Source organism: Paenibacillus sp. P2(2022) (assembly GCF_029522175.1).
GTDB classification, from domain to species: domain Bacteria; phylum Bacillota; class Bacilli; order Paenibacillales; family Paenibacillaceae; genus Paenibacillus; species Paenibacillus polymyxa.
In genome coordinates this window covers 636,226-657,136 of the sequence record NZ_JAKWFI010000001.1, presented here as the reverse complement: position 1 = coordinate 657,136, position 20,911 = coordinate 636,226, and the positions used below count along the sequence as shown (strand labels likewise).

General features: G+C 42.4%; 29 protein-coding genes and 1 tRNA gene. 8 read left to right on the top strand and 22 right to left on the bottom strand.

The window, feature by feature from the left end; genetic code table 11:
* Window positions 1-232: 232 nt before the first annotated feature.
* The 8 genes from MMB75_RS02940 to MMB75_RS02905 all read right to left on the bottom strand — a co-directional run bounded on the left by MMB75_RS02940 (window position 233) and on the right by MMB75_RS02905 (window position 6,908).
* On the bottom strand, window positions 233-982 hold the full coding sequence (locus tag MMB75_RS02940) for a polyketide synthase (protein WP_031461756.1): 750 nt from the start codon (window positions 980-982) through the stop codon (window positions 233-235).
* Between the two features lie 46 nt (window positions 983-1,028).
* Window positions 1,029-1,790: an enoyl-CoA hydratase/isomerase gene (locus MMB75_RS02935; protein ID WP_019687993.1), complete on the bottom strand. Its 762-nt coding sequence runs from the start codon at window positions 1,788-1,790 to the stop codon at window positions 1,029-1,031.
* Entirely contained in the window at window positions 1,787-3,049 is a 1,263-nt protein-coding gene (locus tag MMB75_RS02930) for a hydroxymethylglutaryl-CoA synthase family protein (protein ID WP_016821483.1), read from the bottom strand. The genes MMB75_RS02935 and MMB75_RS02930 overlap by 4 nt, the downstream gene beginning before the upstream one ends.
* A 15-nt stretch (window positions 3,050-3,064) precedes the next feature.
* On the bottom strand, window positions 3,065-4,312 hold the full coding sequence (locus MMB75_RS02925) for a beta-ketoacyl synthase N-terminal-like domain-containing protein (protein ID WP_019687994.1): 1,248 nt from the start codon (window positions 4,310-4,312) through the stop codon (window positions 3,065-3,067).
* Window positions 4,290-4,529, bottom strand: a complete 240-nt coding sequence (locus MMB75_RS02920) for an acyl carrier protein (protein WP_016821485.1) — start codon at window positions 4,527-4,529, stop codon at window positions 4,290-4,292. The genes MMB75_RS02925 and MMB75_RS02920 overlap by 23 nt, the downstream gene beginning before the upstream one ends.
* A 25-nt stretch (window positions 4,530-4,554) precedes the next feature.
* Entirely contained in the window at window positions 4,555-5,310 is a 756-nt protein-coding gene (locus tag MMB75_RS02915; RefSeq protein ID WP_225164909.1) for a 4'-phosphopantetheinyl transferase family protein, read from the bottom strand.
* A gap of 113 nt (window positions 5,311-5,423) precedes the next feature.
* Window positions 5,424-5,954 carry an antiterminator LoaP gene (gene loaP / locus MMB75_RS02910; protein ID WP_206704151.1) on the bottom strand — a complete coding sequence of 177 codons (531 nt, stop codon included), beginning with the start codon at window positions 5,952-5,954 and terminating at the stop codon, window positions 5,424-5,426.
* A gap of 318 nt (window positions 5,955-6,272) precedes the next feature.
* Window positions 6,273-6,908, bottom strand: a complete 636-nt coding sequence (locus tag MMB75_RS02905; RefSeq protein ID WP_019687996.1) for an MBL fold metallo-hydrolase — start codon at window positions 6,906-6,908, stop codon at window positions 6,273-6,275.
* A 464-nt stretch (window positions 6,909-7,372) separates the two neighbouring features.
* On the opposite strand from MMB75_RS02905, the gene MMB75_RS02900 reads away from it, so the two are divergent.
* Window positions 7,373-7,933, top strand: a complete 561-nt coding sequence (locus MMB75_RS02900) for a carbohydrate binding domain-containing protein (RefSeq protein WP_019687997.1) — start codon at window positions 7,373-7,375, stop codon at window positions 7,931-7,933.
* A gap of 221 nt (window positions 7,934-8,154) precedes the next feature.
* On the opposite strand, the gene MMB75_RS02895 is transcribed toward MMB75_RS02900, so the two are convergent.
* The 3 genes from MMB75_RS02895 to MMB75_RS02885 are packed head-to-tail and all read right to left on the bottom strand — an operon-like array spanning window position 8,155 to window position 9,370.
* Window positions 8,155-8,427, bottom strand: coding sequence for a barstar family protein (locus tag MMB75_RS02895; protein ID WP_016821490.1), 273 nt, complete (start codon window positions 8,425-8,427; stop codon window positions 8,155-8,157).
* 13 nt (window positions 8,428-8,440) lie between these two features.
* Window positions 8,441-8,881, bottom strand: a complete 441-nt coding sequence (locus MMB75_RS02890) for a ribonuclease domain-containing protein (RefSeq protein WP_017428096.1) — start codon at window positions 8,879-8,881, stop codon at window positions 8,441-8,443.
* A 51-nt stretch (window positions 8,882-8,932) separates the two neighbouring features.
* A complete protein-coding gene (locus MMB75_RS02885) occupies window positions 8,933-9,370 on the bottom strand; it encodes a GNAT family N-acetyltransferase (RefSeq protein WP_031461761.1) in 438 nt (145 codons plus the stop codon).
* A gap of 84 nt (window positions 9,371-9,454) precedes the next feature.
* Here MMB75_RS02885 and MMB75_RS02880 point away from each other — a divergent pair, with 84 nt between their 5' ends.
* The gene (locus MMB75_RS02880; RefSeq protein ID WP_019687998.1) at window positions 9,455-10,273 is read left to right on the top strand and encodes a MerR family transcriptional regulator; all 819 of its coding nucleotides are present in this window, start codon (window positions 9,455-9,457) and stop codon (window positions 10,271-10,273) included.
* A gap of 394 nt (window positions 10,274-10,667) precedes the next feature.
* Here the strand turns inward: MMB75_RS02880 and MMB75_RS02875 are convergent.
* Window positions 10,668-10,753 (bottom strand) — tRNA-Leu (locus tag MMB75_RS02875).
* A gap of 248 nt (window positions 10,754-11,001) precedes the next feature.
* On the opposite strand from MMB75_RS02875, the gene MMB75_RS02870 reads away from it, so the two are divergent.
* Window positions 11,002-11,160, top strand: a complete 159-nt coding sequence (locus tag MMB75_RS02870) for a hypothetical protein (protein ID WP_013311032.1) — start codon at window positions 11,002-11,004, stop codon at window positions 11,158-11,160.
* Between the two features lie 125 nt (window positions 11,161-11,285).
* Window positions 11,286-11,477, top strand: coding sequence for a hypothetical protein (locus MMB75_RS02865; RefSeq protein WP_025365320.1), 192 nt, complete (start codon window positions 11,286-11,288; stop codon window positions 11,475-11,477).
* A gap of 35 nt (window positions 11,478-11,512) precedes the next feature.
* Here MMB75_RS02865 and MMB75_RS02860 read toward each other — a convergent pair whose 3' ends face one another.
* From MMB75_RS02860 to MMB75_RS02850, 3 genes are all read right to left on the bottom strand, one after another.
* The gene (locus MMB75_RS02860) at window positions 11,513-11,665 is read right to left on the bottom strand and encodes a hypothetical protein (RefSeq protein WP_164964474.1); all 153 of its coding nucleotides are present in this window, start codon (window positions 11,663-11,665) and stop codon (window positions 11,513-11,515) included.
* Between the two features lie 95 nt (window positions 11,666-11,760).
* Window positions 11,761-12,087, bottom strand: a complete 327-nt coding sequence (locus tag MMB75_RS02855; protein WP_013371956.1) for a YnfA family protein — start codon at window positions 12,085-12,087, stop codon at window positions 11,761-11,763.
* A 43-nt stretch (window positions 12,088-12,130) separates the two neighbouring features.
* The gene (locus tag MMB75_RS02850) at window positions 12,131-12,313 is read right to left on the bottom strand and encodes a hypothetical protein (RefSeq protein WP_016821496.1); all 183 of its coding nucleotides are present in this window, start codon (window positions 12,311-12,313) and stop codon (window positions 12,131-12,133) included.
* A 663-nt stretch (window positions 12,314-12,976) separates the two neighbouring features.
* Between MMB75_RS02850 and MMB75_RS02845 the strand changes: the two genes are divergently transcribed.
* Window positions 12,977-14,008, top strand: a complete 1,032-nt coding sequence (locus MMB75_RS02845) for a glycosyl hydrolase (RefSeq protein ID WP_044785305.1) — start codon at window positions 12,977-12,979, stop codon at window positions 14,006-14,008.
* 71 nt (window positions 14,009-14,079) lie between these two features.
* Here the strand turns inward: MMB75_RS02845 and MMB75_RS02840 are convergent, their stop codons facing one another.
* The 6 genes from MMB75_RS02840 to MMB75_RS02815 form a co-directional block, all read right to left on the bottom strand.
* Window positions 14,080-14,295 carry a hypothetical protein gene (locus MMB75_RS02840; RefSeq protein ID WP_013371960.1) on the bottom strand — a complete coding sequence of 72 codons (216 nt, stop codon included), beginning with the start codon at window positions 14,293-14,295 and terminating at the stop codon, window positions 14,080-14,082.
* Between the two features lie 189 nt (window positions 14,296-14,484).
* Entirely contained in the window at window positions 14,485-15,585 is a 1,101-nt protein-coding gene (locus MMB75_RS02835; protein WP_016821499.1) for a glycerol dehydrogenase, read from the bottom strand.
* 133 nt (window positions 15,586-15,718) lie between these two features.
* Window positions 15,719-16,252 carry a GNAT family N-acetyltransferase gene (locus tag MMB75_RS02830; RefSeq protein WP_016821500.1) on the bottom strand — a complete coding sequence of 178 codons (534 nt, stop codon included), beginning with the start codon at window positions 16,250-16,252 and terminating at the stop codon, window positions 15,719-15,721.
* Between the two features lie 216 nt (window positions 16,253-16,468).
* Window positions 16,469-17,455 carry a ketoacyl-ACP synthase III gene (locus MMB75_RS02825; RefSeq protein ID WP_016821501.1) on the bottom strand — a complete coding sequence of 329 codons (987 nt, stop codon included), beginning with the start codon at window positions 17,453-17,455 and terminating at the stop codon, window positions 16,469-16,471.
* A gap of 31 nt (window positions 17,456-17,486) precedes the next feature.
* Entirely contained in the window at window positions 17,487-17,837 is a 351-nt protein-coding gene (locus tag MMB75_RS02820) for a hypothetical protein (protein WP_016821502.1), read from the bottom strand.
* A gap of 186 nt (window positions 17,838-18,023) precedes the next feature.
* The gene (locus tag MMB75_RS02815) at window positions 18,024-18,677 is read right to left on the bottom strand and encodes a cell wall hydrolase (protein WP_016821503.1); all 654 of its coding nucleotides are present in this window, start codon (window positions 18,675-18,677) and stop codon (window positions 18,024-18,026) included.
* A gap of 456 nt (window positions 18,678-19,133) precedes the next feature.
* Here MMB75_RS02815 and MMB75_RS02810 point away from each other — a divergent pair, with 456 nt between their 5' ends.
* Complete coding sequence (locus MMB75_RS02810; RefSeq protein ID WP_016821504.1) at window positions 19,134-19,805, top strand: cupin domain-containing protein; 672 nt, start codon at window positions 19,134-19,136, stop codon at window positions 19,803-19,805.
* 109 nt (window positions 19,806-19,914) lie between these two features.
* A complete protein-coding gene (locus MMB75_RS02805) occupies window positions 19,915-20,142 on the top strand; it encodes an LSm family protein (protein WP_016821505.1) in 228 nt (75 codons plus the stop codon).
* Window positions 20,143-20,329: 187 nt separating this feature from the next.
* Here the strand turns inward: MMB75_RS02805 and MMB75_RS02800 are convergent, their stop codons facing one another.
* Window positions 20,330-20,458, bottom strand: a complete 129-nt coding sequence (locus MMB75_RS02800; RefSeq protein WP_016821506.1) for a hypothetical protein — start codon at window positions 20,456-20,458, stop codon at window positions 20,330-20,332.
* A 169-nt stretch (window positions 20,459-20,627) separates the two neighbouring features.
* On the opposite strand from MMB75_RS02800, the gene MMB75_RS02795 reads away from it, so the two are divergent.
* A complete protein-coding gene (locus MMB75_RS02795) occupies window positions 20,628-20,894 on the top strand; it encodes a DUF2642 domain-containing protein (protein ID WP_045244401.1) in 267 nt (88 codons plus the stop codon).
* Window positions 20,895-20,911 lie beyond the last annotated feature (17 nt).

Below are 20,911 nucleotides of genomic sequence, written 5' to 3'. Positions count from 1 at the left end.
TCATCCACCAACTCCTCAAACACAAAATTTAAATACAACATGAGCCAAATGCTTATCACGATGTCTATTTTGAGCTACTGTTTCACGCTTGAAGCGTTGCCTAACGAAAGTAGCAAAGAAAAAACGAGTGATGAGAAAGGCTATGCGCCCCTTTCACACTCGTTTCCAGATTCCCATGAAAAACCGTAAAAGCGTCCAACAAATATAAATAAATAAGGATGTGAAAAAGTTATTATTTTCCAAACAGGTTGATGATTCGTTCTTTAACCTCGGCTTGGTGAAAGGTCTTCTCATGCATAATCAGCTCTTGTTCTACGATTTTGGGAAGCTGAGCACGGAGTGAAGCAACCAGATGATCCTTTAATGTGATTAATGAAAATCTGGGTTTCTCGGCCAGCTGTCTAGCAAGATCCAATCCATAGCTCATCACTTCTTTGCGAGGCAAAACTGGAAACGGCACTCCTCGCTTCTCCAGTTCTGCGCCTCGGTAATTCCCCCCATTTAACAATAATTCTTCTCCCAGGCTGAACCCGAGTTTTTGGGGAAGAATGAACGTCGCACCCATTCCTGGTGTAAATCCGTATCTCATAAAATTAGTCGTGTACATACTTTCCTTACTCAGGATTACGAAATCAGAAAATAGCCCCATGACAAAGCCCCCACCAACCGCATGGCCCTGCATAGCAGCTATCACTGGAACTTTGCAGTTCAATGCTAGAGAGTAAATATTTTCATCAGTAAACTTTGATGTTCCTTCATGTATAGCCAATAGTCCTTCTTGCGTTCCACCCGTGGCGAAGTAGTTGTCATACCCTGTTATAATTACGACTTTGCAGGTCGAGTCATCCTGGATCGTACGGAACGCTTCTCTAAGTCCATGAGTCATTTCAAGTGTAAATGTATTTTTATGAACTCTATCTTGCATTGTTACTTGGATAATCCCTCGCTCGATCTCAAGTAACTCAACCACAGATTGTGACATGATGATCTACTTCCCCCTCAGCATCCCGTCTTGTGGCAAACGCCCATCAGTCCATCCACGGAAATTGACCTGTTTCGACATATCGGAAAATGCCCTTCAGATTTTGAGCGTCTGAAAACACCTCTTGATTGGACGCCAGCGCCAGTGATTTATACTGACGCAAATCGCTGAGTTCGTCCATAAAGCGTTTGTAGCGTAAAATACCCGTTTTGGACAATCGTCTGAGGCGTAATAAATGCTTGCGCAGCACCGTATCACTCTGGGCATCATATGCATCGACTAATCCCCATGTAAGAGCCTGCTCAACCATAATCGGCTGTGTCATTAATGTCAAATAATTCGCTTTTTGGAATCCAATTCTGCGTACTAAAAAGGGCAGAACACAAGCAGGGAAAAGCCCAAATAACAATTCCGACAGACTGAACTGTGCTGTCTGATCTGCTATCACAATGTCGCTGGCAGCAATAAATCCAATGCCGCCAGCGTTTGCCTTTCCTCGCACATGAGAAATCGTGATATAGGGCCCTGTCGCCAGTTTTAACCACAGATCATATAGAGGTTCTGGATTCTGTGCATGCTCATGTTCATTTGCCATTTTTTCGTACATTCCTTGAAAATCCGCTCCAAGACAAAACACCTCCGGCAGGCCTTCCAAAACAACGATCGTAACCGACTCCTCACACAGTGCAAGCGCATGCATGCATTCCTCAATGAGGGTGTTATTAATCGTGTTATTTGCCTCTGGTCGGTAAAACCGTAAGTAACAAATCGATTCTTGAAACCGAACCTGAATTGTTTGATAATTCATGATTCCCACCGATATTTGCGGTGGAATTCATAGATTTCCTCCAGATATAATCGCTGTCTCCCTTTCCCGGAATCGATCACTCCAGGAACCAATTGAAAATCAAGTTTGGTGTTGCGGGTTCCAAAACGTACAGCGCCACTGCCTTTCAGCAAGGATTCATATTCATCCATGGATAATTGATACCGATCATTCAAATTACGCTCGATCTCAAAACGACGCAGATATTCCTGGCTTTGCGGCATCACTACCCCGCTATAAAATTCCGAGCAGCAGCCTGATCCATAGGAAAAGCAACCAATCCGCTTCGGAGAATCAAATGTGCCCTTATCAATCGTGCCTGCCAAGGACAGGTACAAGGTCGCACCCATAATATTGCCGACTCGTTGGCAATACTCCAATCCTGGCTTGACACGTTGTACATAATCCGCCTCAATCTCATTGGGCTTGGCCTGAGTAATCCTTCGCATCATCGTGCGATGAGCTCCTTTTACCATTCCACCGAATGGAGTATGGAAGGAAAGATACTGGAAGGTATCTTTATAGTCCACTCCTTGTACCCGTTTCTGGTATTCCAAAAATGCTTGCTCGCAGCAGTCCAGATAGGACATTAAAGACAAGTCCGCATCTCCGGCCTCGCTATCTGGTATCGGCCGGCAAGTATCCATCACCTCATAGCCATAATATCCATTAGCGCCCGCATCGACTTGGAATATATGAGGATTTTCACTAATGAGCATGGCCACAGCCCCTGCCCCTCCGCTTGGTTCAGCGTAAGACCAATCCTCACTCAAAACATCCCCGCCTTCAGCGGCAATAAATCGTGAGATATCACTGGCAATAACAAGCGCTTTGGCCCCTGGCGAGACTTGGGATAAAATAAAATTCACCGCCATTTGGAGTCCGGCAGTACCTGAATAGCAGGCTTGCTTGAGTTCAAATAGCCTGCAATTCCGATTCAGTCCCAAATAGTGGTGAATATATGTACTGATTGATTTTCCAAAATCAATTCCTGATTCTGTACAGGTGATGAGCATTTCGATGCGGTTTTTTTCCGCTTCAGAGAGGGCGTCCACCAGCGGTTTTGCCGCATTGACTCCAAAGGTAACCGGATCTTCATAGGGCAGGGCAACAGCCTTTTCTTTCATTAATAAATTTTCAAATCTCGCAGGGTCCAACTGTCTGTGCTGCGCTAATTGCATGACATCTAGATAGGCTGAGCCCCCAAAAACATTCATTGCTTCTATTCCTACCAATACCATAATGCTCCCCCTTTCTTAAATGCCCGACTCATACTTTTGCATACAGATGGCCGTATTGATCCCGCCAAATCCCATGCTCAAATTCATAGTATTGTGAATAACCGCTGGGATGGACTCATTTTTCACCCAGTTGCAATCCACTTTGATCGGCTCCTCCAAATTGCGGGTAGGATGAAGTTTCGACTCTTTCATTTGTAGAAGAGTAGCAATAATTTCAACCGTCCCGGCTGCGCTCAGACCATGCCCGATAATGGATTTGGTTGCATTGATGTAAGCATGTGATAATTGGCAATCCTGTATTGCCTTTATTTCGATCTCGTCCCCAATTACAGAGCCTGTCCCATGGGGATTAATATAATCAATTTTTTCCGGCGACAGTTTCGCTTTCTCTAAGGCCCTTTTAATCACTCGAACCTCGCCCTCATAAGAAGGATTGGGGTTCCGGTTCCGATCCATCCCCATATCCCAGCCTGCAAGCTTTGCATAAGGTTTCCCCTGCCGCTTCATTGCAAAATCCGACCGCTCTATGACGATAACTCCGCAAGATTCCCCGTATATAAATCCATCGTGCATCTTATCAAAGGGGCGACACGCCATTGCTGGTTGGTCGGCATATCGGTCGCTTCCCATGGCTCCCAAAGATCGCAATGCCTGGCATTCCAAATACGAAATATCCATCAACGCCCCCATCGCAATGCACACATCAACCCGATTTGCTTGAATTGCCTCAATCGCTTGAATGATGGCGACTTGTCCGCTCGCGGAAGCCCCGCCGACAGTATACGCTAACCCTTGAATACCGAATTGCTCAGTGCATAATCCGCACAAATCAGTATCCATAAAGGACAGCCCATAGGTCGGAGATACAAAGTGCATTTTTTCCCGATAAGCCTCATAGGTTTGAAATAATTCCCGTTGCTGAAAATTGGAGCCTCCAATCACCAATCCTATGCAGCTAGGGTCCACGTCATCCAATTGAGCATCATCCCAGGCCTCTTGAAGGGTAACCATTGCCACCTGTCCTGAAAATGATGCGGTTCGTAACATTCGTTTGGAAATGGTCTCCGGATAAGACAGAGATGGCAGCTCCGCACCTATAAATGAAGCTTCTCCCTTTCTGCCTGGACGTTGCATAACTCCAAATGCATGTTGCCCTTTGAACAGCGCCGAAGCAAAGGCAGTCTTCCCTTGCCCAATCGACGAAGTAACACCAACTCCCGTAATAACTAACTCAGGCTCTTTATAATTTGGCATAGAGCGCATCTGCCAACTCTCCTACATTTTTAACGCCAGATAACTCAACGCGCGGAATATTAAGAGATAATGCTTCCATAGACTTCATTACAATATCGGCTCGATCTACCGAATCCGCACCCAAATCTACCAAGCGATCGTCATACTGAAACTGGTGATCGTTTAATTCCGGTAGAACTTCACAAATACAACCTTTAACGATTTCGAATACTTCTTCTTTACGCATGTATATCCTCCTAAAATTGGGTTATTTACAAACAGCTTGGATGGAAAATCGGATTAAATTGCTCATACAATTGAGACATATTGATACTCCATTCCGTCTTCCTTGGCGCTGCAATAGTAAAGATGTAGTTACCCAACCGATACGACTGGGCGGCATATTGCGGAAAATGCGAAAATGTACTCCGAAAGCATCCACTATTAAATCTGATCTCGTTAATTTCAAGCACTTGCAATGATGCGGTAAAGCCTGTGCGCAATATTTTCGAAATCGCCTCCTTTACCGTCCAAGAAACCGTCAATAAAACAGAGTATTCCTCTACTCCTCGCACGGCTGCGATTCTTTCCCTTTCTTCCGTCGTCAATTGGCTTTCCATGGTCTTATTTCGGTTAGGACTTATCCTCTCAATATCAATCCCCATAGGATGCGCTTCTGGAAAAACAACAGCGGTCCCGATTTCATCACAGTGGGCAATGCTCACTTGGTAACCAGGGACTCCGGTAGTTCGAAGCAAGGGCTGGCCGAAAACACCTGTCTCCACGCTTATGTTGCGTAGGTTCTGCTCCCTTAACAGCACGGATGCTGCTTGTTTTGCACTTAGCCTGCCAAGCAGAAAGTTGGATTTTCGGCGCTGGAATAGCAGGCTCTCAAAGTAGCTACACTCATCTGAATGAAAAATCTCCGGATCGAGAGCAGCATCGTCACGGCAAACTGCATGTACAAAACTAACAGCCGCCTTCATCACGATATCTTCCCGCTTCAACATGAGCTGTTCCGTATACATGGTCACATGCATATCCCCCTATGAATAGGCAAGCACAAACCAAAAAAACCTTCAAATGCCTTAAGGGCTCTGAAAGCTTCCAAATGGAGAAGATATCCCCACGATTATTCTATTTAAACTTTACTAATAATTTCTAAAGCTACGTTCACTAGTCTGATATCACCCATAAATTCTAGCTGAATAACCGCCTGTCTTTTATGTCTGTCTATCTTCTTAACTATGCTGCTTCTTCCTTTAAGCGGCCCTTCTATGATACGTATATTGTCTCCTTCAATAATTCCAGTTGAGCATTCTATACAATATCTATCATTGCATAAACTCTCTAAAACTTGTCTCTCGCAATCTCGCATAGAAGCTTCTAACTTCGAATATCTCAATAAACGAATGATATCGCTGGAAGTATAAATCATTGAATTTGTACTTGTTACGAACTGCAAGTCAGGTAAGTTGGACTCAATAAACACATAACTGGGGAACAAAGGCGCTAATTCTTTCTTGACTGTTCCTGCTACTTTAAAAAGCCTCTCTTGGAGCGGTATAAATGGTTTGTAAACTTCAGAATCAAACCACTTATTAAAAAGTTGTTTAACCCTTTCTTCCCTACCCGTTCGCACAAAAAGCACGTACCAATTCACTCCGCTCATCTCCTAACAAAACATACTGCCAAAATCAACCCCTATAATGTCTGCTGCCAGTGTATGCATAGCTTCGCCCTTTCACTTATCCTGCTTGATAAGCTACAATCTCTCACGATATGTCCCTCATCAGTGGTTAACGTGACCCGCCAGCGATTAACCGCAAACAAGTTCCTTTATTTTTCATATAATCATATAATTGGAATAGTATATTTCCATTATAATCCTCTGCTCAAACAGTGTCAATTGCCATTTTGGCAACAACCCGGTCTATCTTTAAGGGGATAGAGGCCCCATCACCCTTTAGAACTGCCCCCTTTTACCAACTCATTTAAAATTGAATAAACCTTTTTGGTTGGGGCGCATTCTGAAATTAATAAACGGCTTCATGCTCGTAAATTGAAAATAAATATTTTCATCCATAAGGTGACTGAGTGGGAACCCAGGTGCTTTACCATATGAATGAGCAGGATAAATTTGAATGGAGCTATCAACCTCTCGCTTTATTTTTTGAACGCTATGATATAAGTCTTTCGGATCTCCTCCATTCGGATCACAAAAGCCACAACCTTCAATGAAAATGGTATCCCCCGTAAACAAGTGATTGGATAAAAGATAGCATACACTTCCCACGGTATGTCCTGGGGTCAAAAGACTTCTAATTTCTGTTTCTCCAAGTTTGATAATATCCCCATCTTTAACGGGATGTAAATTATCACATCTAAAATGGTAATAATCGATTTCTTGTATTGACATGAATACGTGCGGTCTATACTTTTCCAGGAGCGGATTTACCAAATTAACATGATCTAAATGTGAATGGGTTAATAGTATGACTCTGAGATTACCATTCAACTGTCGAAGATATGACTCTATTTTCGATAAATCCCATGACGGATCGACAATAGCAATGTCTCCTGTTTTCTTATCCATTACAATATATACATAGTTAATAAAATTCATAAAACAGACTCTTAACTGTTCCATATGGTATGTCAGACTCATATCAGCTTCACTGAACCCACCTTCCCATGGCCAAATCCAAATTTGTGCGTCAAATTCACAGTTCAAATGCGGCTGAATTGATCTACATCACTATGCGTTTGCTATGTTGTAGTCTTTGCTAAGAGTTCCTGAATAACAAGCATTTCTGCGCTTTTCGGGATAATTCTCGTCTCCGATGTCTTTCTGTCAAAAGTTGCTGTACCAATGATTATACCAACTTATGCAATAGAAAGGCTTCGGCCCTCTGTTACAAGATTTTGCTCTATAAAGTCGTAAAACTCTTTCTCGCTGTAATTACGTAACTAAAAAAAATACCGCCATACGGCGGTATTTTTGGTTTCTCTTAATATGAACACTATTATTCACACTTTCATAAACTACTAATACAAAATACATTTTTTACTGAAAGAGAGTTGGCTGAGATGAAACCTAAAAAAACTGGAAAAAGTACAGCTACTGTCCGTAGAGGGATGAATAGATCCCCTATACAATCTCAACCTCACGCATTGAAGAAGAAAAGAATATTGCCTACTCAGGCTGTTGTTAGAAACGGCGGCTTTGAAGATCAGGATTTGACACCTTGGATTGCAAACGTCAGCAACGTGACAGGTCAAATCTTTATTACCAGAACCAACCCGCACAGTGGCAATCAAGCCGTCAGAATCTCAGCTAACCCGGGGCACAGCGTCTCGCTTAGACAAACGATTTCCGATCTGAGAAGAGGAAGAAGATACCGTGTGACCTTCTGGGTACGTAATTTGATCAGTCCTTTCGGTGGTCGGCTTCAAATTAGTTTAGGAGAGCAAACCTACACGATCCAGCTTAACTCGCTACCTTCATCACAATATGAGAGAGTCTCCCGTACCTTCTCAATCTCAGGGAATTCGGGGACAGTCTCTAGAGATTTAGTGTTCCGCGTTACAGCACAGGATACTTTTGCAACCATTCTTTTGGATGATGTATCTATATCCAGATTAAGATAATAAATCATTTGGTAGCAGAATTATCATTACAAAACACAAAACTAAACTGAATTTTATAGCATGTAATTTTTCCAAAATTAAAGCGCCTCTTCCGCATATTAACGGTGAGGCGCTCGTTGGTCCTGTGTACCTACGACTACTGTGATCTATATAAAATACCAGAGTCTGTCCCCAATTCGTCTTTGTTCTCCTAACTAAAAGTGGAAATTTTAAAAAGATAATTATACTTTCACGTCAAAAGTAAAATTCTCCACCTCTTCTTCGGCTTCACGCATTAAATCCAACAAACGATCGGCGTATTCTCCAAGGGATTTCCTGCTTGCGTGAAAATCAAGCCATTGAATTGTAAGTGGCATCGGGATGGAGCCAGTTAAGCAATCCCATAATGCATCCAAATTTCGACCGTAAGTTTGGTCTAATCCAAGCTGGGCTTGAAGTGTATCATGTAATTCTTCTTTTCCATGAATGTTATTTCCATTTATAATTACAACCATCATAAAGCCTCCTTCATTCTTTTAGTTGCTCAAACGTACGGTAATGATCAGTTGTTTTATAGATTAAGCCATCATTGGAGTAGAGAATTCGATCGCTCCCCCTAGTTCCGCCTGAGTAATTAATGTCTGCTTCGTACCAAATTCTCCCTTTTTTCTCGGGCAACAAGCCTTCTCGATTTCGAAATACATCACCGCCTATGCTTTTGCCTGGGGCTACTTTTTCCAAATTTCCTTCACTAGGCTCCCAGCCTAATTTTCTGGCCTCTTTCTTGGTTATATAATTCCCGGGAAGATCATTATGCTCCGAAATATATTTAGCGACTTCATCAAATTGCGTTAGAACAGAACTGCTGTGTGTCGAGTCCTTTAATGAGACCGTTTGGAGCGAACAGCCTGTAAACAGGATGGTCACTAAAATAAAAAGCAAGACACCTAAATATTTTTTAACATTCATTACATTTAATCTCCTTTGATAGTTACATCCTATGTTCAAAACTTATCAATCTCATTGATTTCTTTTATTCATTATTTTTTCTTTTGGTGTATAAAAGTCACCTGTGAAAGTAAATCCAAATTGTTTATATAATTGAATTGCATGGATATTATTTTCATAAACACTTAAATAAATATGGTGGCCAGGGTACTCATTTTCTAAAAATGAAATAAGCTTTTCCATAAAATATTTGCCCAAGCCCATTCCCTGAAATCGCTCATCTATTAGAAACCGATCGAACCAGACTTCGTCTTCAAATTTACCGTACATAGCAAAACCCACTGGTATACCATTTTTATACAGACCTACTGGTACAAAACGAGTATCCTCCCTAGCCTCTTGTAAACACTGTGAGATGGATTCTACAAACTGTCGCTGATCCTTAGCTATGCTTAAGGAAAGTACTTCTTTTTCATTCGAGCTCGTTACAACCCGAATTTCGCTAAACATAATAACAAAACCTTTCCATTTAGTTTGTCTACAAAACGATCATATGGTATATAGTAACTATATAGTCAAGGGAGGCACTCAAAAATGAATGAAAAGTACTTTACTCCGAGGGAATTTTCCGATCTATGTAAAGTTAATAAACAGACATTACTCTATTACGATCAAATTGGCCTTTTTTCTCCGATTTACAAAAACGATAAAGGATATCGTTTTTATTCTATTCGTCAATTAGAATGGTTCAACGTGATTGAATTGTTAAAAGATCTTGGAATGTCACTCAAAGAAATCCAGCAGTATATGAAACACAAATCACCTGCCAGCTTTTTATCTTTAATGCACCAACAGAAAGAGAACATTGTTAAAAAAAGAAAAGAAATTGAAATGACGGAAAGGATCATTGACGCAAAAATAGAACTCATGGAAGAGGCATTGCGGTTAGATTTTCATCAGATTTCTCTTGAAGAACACGCAGAAGCAACACTTTATCTTAGTAAAAATATAAAAAATATTTCGGAAGAAGATTTTGTGAGAGTGGTTTCAGAATTTGTTGACGAATTATATGTATCATTTCTCGATACAGGATATCCTATTGGGGGTATCACAAAAAAAGAGCAAGTATTAAAGGGTGAATATACGAACTACAGTTATCTGTACATAAAGCAACCTAATCCTCGGGAGGACTATCCTTATTTGAAAACTAAGAAAGGATATTTTCTAACGGGCTACCATATTGGTGAAGAAAAGAGCATCCATGAAACCTATGATCGACTTTTTTCGGAAATGGATCGACTAAACTTATCTTTAGGAGATTATGTTTATGAAGAATATATATATGATGCCGTGGTAAAATACCGGGAAAAAGATTATATTACCAAAATTATGATGGAAGTCATATTAGAATAAGGGTAGGCTCCTACTTTACCTCAATCTCTCCTTCATCAGGCTACGAAAAATAATCCTCTAGCGGATATTAGTAACAAGGATAAGAAAGGCGTAAAGAGAACAGAAAAACTATTTTGAGGAAGAAGCAACCAAAGTTATTGATGCGTTAATCAAGAGCGACTCAGTCTGAAGACTTTACCTTTCCATAAAAAATGAAGCCTATGAGGTATGCAGATATGCATATAGAGGAAGTATCCACTCATGTCAAAGCTATGCGTAAATCCAAAAATTTGTCCCCAATCCGTCCCCAAAAGTGAAAATGGCACTCGCCCCTTATGATATGGGTTTTAGATCTCAACCCCTAAAAAAAGCAAAAAGCCCCTGATTATCAAGGGCTTCATGCAATAAACTAGGATGCCGAGGACCGGGATCGAACCGGTACGGTAGTCACCTACCGCAGGATTTTAAGTCCTGTGCGTCTGCCAATTCCGCCACCCCGGCAAGCATTTAGGAACGCTATTTTACACTTACTTGTTCTTGTCTTACAAGTATCTGAGAAGCTTACTTACTAAGAAGTGTTCTCGTTATGTAAATGTCGTTCATCTGGGCACCAACTTATAATACGATATTTTTATCAAATTGTAAAGTGTTTTTTTAAAAAATAATAAAATTTCTCTTTTTGTATAACTTGTGCACATTTGAACTACACTAATAAACGTCTTTCCAAACCACCAGAAGGGGTGTTACGAATGCGTGAAGGTATGATTCCAGCTGTTCTTGGGACGGTAGTATCGGCTTCAGGCGCTGTGTTGCTGAGCAGTAAGTACAAACTTGCAGCTACAGGCATTCTCGGTTTCGGACTGGCTCATGTTGTTCTGGGAGCGATTGATTTGATTGAGCATCGCTAGTTGTTTGGAAAGTACCGGGCGGGATTTATCCTTCCCGGTTTATTTTATAAGCGTTTAATATGGAGCATAAGCGTTTATGTAAAGTGTAGAACTGACCATGCCTAAGAAGGAGCGTGTAATGTGCTATGAAAAAACATAATTCAAAAAAAAAGAGTCTTACTGACGATCAAATCGAATATAAACAATCTCTGGATAAGCGTGAACCAGGATTTGATCGGATTCCTGACCCTGGTGCCGATTCACCTGCAGCTACCGATATGATTGATGAAGCCGTAGGCCGTGGAATAGACAAACTACGTAATGATTTTACAAAATAAAGCATGAATTATAAGTCACAGGTTTTTGTTAAGCATCACTTGAAGATAAGCATGATCCAACCAATAATTGAGATCCACAGCACAATGCTGATGGAGAGTCCACACAAGAGACCAAAAGAGAAATTACCTTCACTCTTCGGCATAGCACTGCCAAATTTCAATCTAAGCTTCATTTGATTCCAGTTCATAGAACCCCCTCCTTAAGTTCTATTTCGGAATATGAAGCTTATTTTTGTAGACCTATAGTCATGTTTTTAAAAATAAAAAAGGGGTTTTTGTCCTATCAACCTGAGCGCGGCAACAGAATTACAGCTATGCCTACTAAACAAATCAATCCACCAATGAAATCGTACAAGTCAGGTGTCTTTTTATCAATCCACCAGCCCCATGCAATGGAAAGAACAATAAAGACACCTCCGTATGCTGCATATACACGCCCAAAGGAGGAGAAAACCTGGAAGGTGGCAATGACTCCATAGACAGCTAAAATCACTCCGCCGCAAAGTCCGACATACCATGTCTTGCCTTCTCGCAGCCACTGCCAGATCAAATATCCACCTCCGATTTCGGCGATGCCAGCCAAAATAAAAAGTAAAGCTGCCTTTAACACTCCATTTCACATCCCTAATCTTTTTGACTTTTCAGTCATCTCATTAAAGTAATCGGCCTATAATAATAATCAATGCAATTACGCCAACCAGAATAAGCAGATTACTGACCTGACGCCAAAGGCTTGAAGCTCCCTCGGAGTGAAGCTTCCGCTGATTGGCATCAAAGTTTGCTTTGGTTCCCTCAGCATCTGCTGGACTAGAAAATGGTCTGTTTTCTTCATTCATATGAAAACCTCCTTTGCAATCCACTTTAATCATACCAAACTTTTCCGTCGATTTCGCGTTGCATTTATGCTTATACTTTACCGCCATTTCCAAACGGAGCTTCATATGTACGTAGTGTACAAACCATATGTCGATATTTCACTGAATATAAAGTATGATGGCGAATCAAGGTAGAGTGGGTATTTAGACGCCTTTCATTGCAGGACGGTAGTTATGGTATAATTTAGTCAACTTGTTCAAGATCATAACCAGAGCACAACAGTTACTCACCCTGTCCTAAAACTTGCATCTAAGAATCCACATCTGCGGTTACAACCTGCATATTCTGTTTGTAGACCTAGGAGGAGGATACGGATGTCCCCTATTTTTATAGCTAGTTTAATGATAATGGGTATATTTTTATTTCAGGCAGCCATCATTTTGGGCATCATACATTGGGTTTCTAAACGTACCAAGCGTCCAGCACAAACCAAAATGTACCTTATAGTGGGTTTGCTTGTTTTTATATCAGGCTTCCTTGTGTGGGACAATTGGATACAATCGCAGGAACTCAATGGGTGGACTATGATTAGTCTGATAATGATCATGATTAGCGCCTACATACAACTTAGAAAACACAAAGAAAAACACTAATCCCATTACCAGCATCAAAGGAGGAGCGCCATGAAATCTCACTCAACACGCTTTTGGTTACAGAGGGTGCTACTGCTAATGCTTGTTTTACTCTTTAGCGGCTCTCAACAATCGTTCATTGTTGCCGATGCCGCCCCGCCAATTAATGCTCATGCCTCTGCCAAAGCCAGGCAATTACTTGCCTATTTAACTAATGTACCGGATGGTATGCTAATTTCTGGACAGCATGATTATTTAGAGGCACCGGATGAACAAAATAACAAGCTGCAACAAATCAGCGGACAATTCGCAGGACTTCACGGCTATGAGTTTGGTGGGTTGGCTAATCAGTCCCGTACTGCTTTACGAGAGCAACGTCAGCGCGTTGTGAATAGTGCTATTGAATGGAGCCAGGACGGCGGAATCGTAGCTATCACCTTTCATCAGGCGTTACCGGGCAAGCCAAAAACGTGGAAAAACGTACAAGCAAAAATTACTCAAGCTGAATTTAATCGTTACATCACGCCGGGTACCCCGCAATATAAGCAGCTCATCGCTGATTTGGACGAGGCGGCTCTGTCCCTTAAGACCTTACGGGATGCGGATGTACCAGTTTTATGGAGACCCTATCATGAAATGAACGGCAACTGGTTTTGGTGGGGGAACAAACAAAATTACGCTAAGCTGTGGGATCTAATGTATGATCGGTTCGTACATGTCCATCATTTAGATAACCTATTGTGGGTCTGGAGTCCCAATGCCCCGAACGCATACAGCACGCCCTATAATCTGTCCTTTCCAGGCATTAACCGGGTAGATGTGCTTGCAGCCGATATCTATAATAATGATTACAAATCCTCCTACTACACTGAATTGCTAAAGCTTGCACAAGGCAAGCCTATGGGAATCGGAGAAAGCGATATTCTGCCAAGTGCGAAGGTGCTACAGAATCAGCCAGCCTGGGCTTATGCTATGACATGGGGAAAGGAACTGTCGGCAACTAATTCGCAGGCAACCATTAGACATTTTATGAACCAAAATAATATTATCACACGAGATCTTCTCCATGAGTCCCTCCGCTGAAAGAAAAAAGCTTGTACTTTGCTCCTAGAGCGAAATACAAGCTTTTTTCATACCCAGTCAAAAGAAACTCTCTAACTATTTCTGATTACCTCTTCAAGATCAAGATCGGCATACGCCTCTTCACCAAGATGTACGGATACAATGGTGTAGATCCGCTTGGTTAATCTAGACATCAGCCGATCACCTGGTGCTACGGAATATTCTTCCCGAAAATCCCCAATCTTGTGAAAACCGCTGGACATGTGGATGTACAAGTTGCCCCTACGTGTTTTACCATGTACCAACATCAAATCTCCTCCTGCTGTGTGACCAACCTAATTTCCCTGTTATATCTATATCGGTCAGAACAAGATAGGATATAAGTCCCTGGTCCCTTCTTTCGTTTCACTCGTTAGTGCACATAAACGAAACGGGCCTGTCAGTGTTATGACAGACCCGTCTTTGTAAAGTTCACTTTTCTAATTAGAAAGAAACTATTATTGATAGGATTCTGCAATCGCATTGGCTGCGATGATTGCATTATACACATCATCAGGACTAACCGGGAACGGCATGTTGATCATCGTATCATTTGCCGCACAAGCAGCTTCAGCCACCTGGCGCCATTCAGCCTCAACAAATTCCTCTACACCCAGGTCACGAAGAGTTAATGGAAGCCCTACATCCTTAACCAGCTTAATCACAGTCTCCAGCTCTTCTTTTGGCGCGTTTTCCAGCACCAGCTGAGTTAACAAGCCAAAAGTAACTTTCTCACCATGCTGTGCTTTGTGGAGCGAAGGAACAGCCGTCATACCATTATGAATAGCATGTGCCGCTGCCAATCCACCTGATTCTGCTCCCACACCACTCAGATAAATAGTCGCTTCAATCGTATCCTCAACCGCACGAGTATACACTTTACGATCCACTGCGCGTTTGGCCTTCACAGCATTTTCCAGCAATGTATCATAACAAAGGCGAGCAAGTCCCAGACCTGTAGTGGAAGGCTTGTTCAGCACCAGATTGTCCCCGTTGGCCTGATAGCAGGCACGAGCTTCAAAATAAGTTGCCAGTGCATCACCAATTCCTGCTGCAAAGAAACGTGCAGGCGCCGCTGCCAAAATACCTGTATCCGCAAGTACTACATCTGGATTCGTAGGCAGGAACAAATATTCATCAAAAGAGCCATCCTTCTTGTAAATAACCGCAAGCGCGGTACAAGGAGCATCTGTAGAAGCAATCGTTGGAAAAATAACAACAGGCAGCTTTTCATAATATGCTGTTGCCTTGGCGGTATCCAGCGTTTTTCCCCCGCCAATCCCTATAATGATGTTCGAACCATGTTTACGTACTAATTCACGGTTACGATCAATCTCTTCTTTTGTACATTCATATTGGAATTTCTCGAAGACCACTTGGTTACCAGCTGCTTCAATCGAAGCACCTGCCTCCTTTTGGGCTCTTTCAAGTATAAACTCATCGCAAATAACATAGGCTTTATCGCCATAATCCTTGATGTAGTCATTTAACGACGAGAGCAGATTTTGTCCAGAAATAAATTTCTTGGGTGAAGTGACGGACCTTACAACATTTGTCATGTAAATTCCTCCTCAGCTTTGACTCATACTCAAATTAATAATGATTTGGGCATGTGACCCCTTAACTATAAACCTCTTTCCACATTATTAAAAGGCTTATTATGGAATATTTTATGAACAAATTGTGTATCTATTATTCTTGAAGAGTCGAAATCCATTCAGAGTACAGGATGCCCATCATAATACGATCATAGCTGTTGCCATCACGGAGAACAGCGGAACGAACTCTACCCTCCAGCTGGAACCCTGCCTTTTCATAGGTACGGATCGCTTGTGTATTGTACTCAATCACATCCAAGCCGACCCGATTAAGATTCAGCTCATAAAACGCATAACGAAGAATGAGACGTATAGCTTCCGCTCCAAACCCCTTGCCACGGTAGTCTGTATTACCTATACCTACTGCCAGCTGCCCGCAGCGATTATTCCACTCAATCCCATGAATAGCAACAAATCCGATCAAGACATCGTCTGCCAATGTTCTTAACCGAAAATAGATCTCGTTAGAGCTAGGAGATCCTTCCGATTCCATCTGTTTCAACGTGTAGGGGAGTGCCAAATCCGTATCTACATTTCGCAAATACTTCGCATCCTCGCCCCATTTGAACATCAGTTCAGCATCTTCTTCCCTAACTGCCGCCAGTTTTATTCGTTCCCCGTAAAACAAATTTTCGATTTTAATAACCCTTCAGCTCCTATTATGAATTGTGTACGATGTTTTCCGTCATCATTGTCATGTTATCCAATGTCCGCAATATGAGCTCTCCCTTATGAATTCAATGTTTAAATTTTACAAAATAATCACCCCTAACACAACCAAATCATTACAATTATCATGGTGGGAAATACAAAAAGACCTTGCAGCTGCAAGGTCTTCGTATTCCTAATATTTGAACAACATAGCAACCAGTTGATATCCAGCTCCGATCGTCCAGAATAGCACATGATCGCCACGCCGGATACGACCTGATCCAATACCTTCATATAGAGCAATGAACGGGCTGCTGGTACCTGTATAACCATAACGATCACCCACATAAATCATCTGATCATCCTCTAGCTCCAAATGATCCTGGATCTTCAACACATTGGCCAATGAAAACTGCGACAGACAATAAGCCCGCACATCCTGAGGCGTCAGCCCATTCTTTTTTATAATGCGTTCAAGCAGCTCAAATGTTGGAGGCAGGGCCATATTGGCGTCGAACGGAAGCCATTGAATATATTTTCCGGGCGCGTTCCTTTGAAGTGTCGCCGCTAACCCCTGAGCTGGGTACAAAATTTTATCTATATTGACGGGGTCCGTAAAATACAGGGAATCTATGAATCCAGTTTCCTCTTCAGTACGCTCCAAAATAACTGCGCACGCAGCATCCCCATAGTTCGCATAAGTAATCTCATCCGCAGGATCGGAAATGAGCGAATTATAATCTGAGCCGATAATAAGCGCTGTCCGTACATCGGGATTAGATAACATCGACCGACTGGCTTGATCGACAGCTACTGTCATCCCTGCACAATTCGCATTGGAATCCATCACTGCCACATCATGTCTGGCCCCAATCGCCTGGTGAACAAACAAGGCATTCATCGGAAACAGCGACTCAGGAACTTGAGTGGAGAACACGATCATATCCACATCACGACCTGTCATACCAGCTTGCTCCAATGCTTTTTGCGCAGCTGCTATCCCCATAGTTAGACCGTTTTCGTTGGGGTCATCAATGATATAGCGGTGTTTTCTTCCCATATGCTCCATGAAGCGCCGGATATCTTTTCCCCGCTCGTCAAAATGGCGAATATAATATTCGTTATTCAACGAGTGGGACGGATGATACGCTCCCAGTGCTTTTATTCTGATATGGCTCATCAGGTTTCCCCCTTACTCATACGTCAGCGCATTATTGTACTACAATATCTACGTTGTTTAATCCTGCTTCACGTGCTACGCGACCAAGCTGCATTTTAATAATCGTTTGCTGGAGGCTGATAACAAAAATTATTTTGGCAAATCCAGTTTCTTTATAACGTGCAAAAGAACCCTTCAGTTTCTCTACTTCACCTGGTCCCAAAAGTGCCATTTGGGTGCAGTCTACCTTGAGTGTAAAGCTCGATGCCTGAATAGATGAAGTTTTGGCGATATAATCCTTTACAAAGCTGTCGTACTCCTCTTGGCTAAAAACTCCATTCACTGCCATATGTACCGTTTTAATGACTTGATCCACTTCGATGGTATAAGGATGTTGACTCATTTTAGAAAGACTCCTTTGATTTCATTTTTTGTCTATTAAGAGTATCGGAATAATAGGTAGAATTTTTAATATAAAACGAGATACATCACCCCTAATATATTACAAAATTGTGAATACACAAAAAGCCGTCACCACTTCTAGAAGAAGCTACTGACGGCTGAAAAAATTACAAATGCTCATATGGAATTAATTCGTAAATGTATGACGACCAAGTGAGATGACAGCCGGACGGCTTTTACTCCATTTGGCTGTGGCAATCGCTGGGTTGTAATAAAACAAGGACCCATTGGTCGGATCAGCCCCATTAAGTGCCTGTCTGGCTGCTCGGTACGCAGTCTTGTTGGGCTTCAGGCGGTATTGACCATCCTGTACAGCGGTGAATTGACCCGGCTGTAAAATAACGTCGGGAATCGAGCTTGGAAACTCGCCGGACTGCACACGGTTTAATACGACAGCGCCAACAGCTACTTGTCCTTCAAACGATTCCCCACGCGCCTCGGAATAAATGATCCGTGCCAGTTGATCCAACGCGGTTACGCGGACCTTTCCGAACGAATCCAGCTTGGCCTGTGTTGCCGCTCCCGCTATACCATCAGGCGTCAGACCGTTATCCCGCTGAAAACGAGCCACCGCTTTGCTGGTCAAAGAGCCATAGTATCCCGTAAAACCAGCTTTGAAGTAACCGAGTGAATGAAGCTGCTGTTGAAGCTCCAGCACCCGTTCGCTTTGAATCCCTTTCTTTAAAGCTGACGATTGTGCCTGTGCTTGTCCTGGTGCGACTGATAATACTGTACCTAACATGCATGCGCAGGACAGGATTAAAATAGATAATTTTTTCATATTCCAGACAACCTCCTCTTTCATGTTCTGTCCGGTGCAACCATTCCGGCCTGTACAACTCAGGGACGTTTATCCGATGATGCTTCTTTTGCCATAACTTATGACTAGCTGCGGAAATGACGCGTGGCTATATATGGAATCGGATATTGATGCATTCACACGTCCGTTGCAGTATACCACAAGCCGCATTTACGTATCATCCGGCTCTGGTCCTAAGAATAACTAAGCTAATAAAACACCATTCCTAAGGGGCTGACGTGTATGAGAGGGCAATAGACCACATTTCGACTACACTTGAATACGTGACTTTTTTCGCTATTTTTCGATTCAATCTACCCAGGACCTGAATCTGACATTTGCTTTTTCAAACCACATTTTGTGCACATAAATATAGGCGAATGCATAGGGTAGCGTACGATCATTCATTTCGAGTAACAGAAAGGCAGGAAAGGACACGTGAATTCATATATGGATTACACCTCTCCCACTGTACAGTTCACCTATGATTTAAGCGACAATATTTTGTTTCAGAAAGATGCTCAGAACTCAGTCAACGAGCTGTCGATCCAGCAGCTGAATACATTAGCAAATGTATCGCTACTGGATATCCGTCTCAGCACTGCTAATGTTGTAGAGCCTCACTACCATCAAAATGCCACAGAACTAATATACTGTATTTCTGGAGCAGTGACCGTGTCACTGATTAATCCCTTTACTCGCGAGTTACGACATTTTCCGATTACACCTGGACAGGTGGCTAACGTCCCTCAGGGATGGTGGCATTATCTAGTCGCCACGGTGGACAACACTCACTTGTTGGCGATTTTTAACGCTCCAGTCCCTGAATTCATTTTAGGCTCCGATGTTTTGCGGCTAACGCCGAGTAACATTATGGCTCATACTTACTGCCTGGATGAGAAAAAGGTTCAGGAAGCGCTCGCCCCTATTAAAAAACCTGTCATCATCGGTCCTCCCAATGACTGCAAGCAGCAGCCACCTCGAAAACCAGGGATTCATGTAAGGCTAAACGATACTTCATCACATCGTCAGATCGCCCCCCAAAGAGGTTACACCTATACTCATGGATACCCTGGCTTTTCCTTTAATCCCTATCAAGAGCAAGATTAACCCTAGTCAGACCTGAAGTACGCCGGAATCCCCCTTCCCTGTATGTTCGCCGTTACCATAAGACTTTCCCTCTCATAAAATGCCAATGTGTATAAGAGGGGGTGATTGAATGGACGCTTACTACAACTGTTTGAACTGTATGAATAAAAAGGTGCGTATTCTCACCATTGACGGAAAACAGTACGAAGGAACCATTACGGATGTGGATCGTAAAAATGTGTACTTAAAAACCGAGCGGAACGGACGTGTACAAACGTCTGCCTTTTATCCTTACGGGTATGGTGATCAAATCTTAACTTTGAGCCTATTTACCCTATTAGCGATTGCTTTAATTTAATCCTCATCCATCTCCCGTTTCGGCTTATTGATGCCAAAACACCCCATTTGACAGCTCCCCAGCCCTGCACAGTTGTGTTGGGCTTGTGCGCTGTTATTTGGGGTGTTTTATCATACAATCCATTCTCTAAAGCACTTAACCCCCCACCGGTAATATACCAATGAGGGGTTAAGCTACTCAATTGAATTTAGATCCAGAAAGACTTTGTAATGATAACGAGCAGAATGAACAATACCAGAATAGCTCCTGTCGATGTCCAAACGCCTGGGTAGCCCCCTACCGAACCGCCACCGCAACCTCTTTCACATTCACTCATGGATCATTGCCTCCTTTAATTCAAGGTACAACATAGCTTATGTATGGAGCTTTCCTATGGACCGGGCTTTTTGGCAATGTTATGAATATTTTCACGGATGGGCATTAGCCTACACCTTTCCTAGGCAGGAGCATAGGATATCACAACTAATCCTGAAGGAGTGAAGCAATTGAATTCAAATCAAATGTTTAATTATAACGTTAACCAACCTTTTCCTCACCATCCTACCTCCCACCATGTCGTGGTACACCCCGTAGATCCATATGTCGTAGAGACATTAAAATCAATGATCGGCAAGTACGTTGTACTTGAAACAACACGTGGCAGAATTGATGGATGTGTAGTAGATAGTAAGCCTGACCATGTCATCTTGGATGTATACGGAAAAAAATTCTTTGTTCGAATCAGCGAAATCGTATGGATCATGCCCAGCTAAACAAATCAGACATTAAA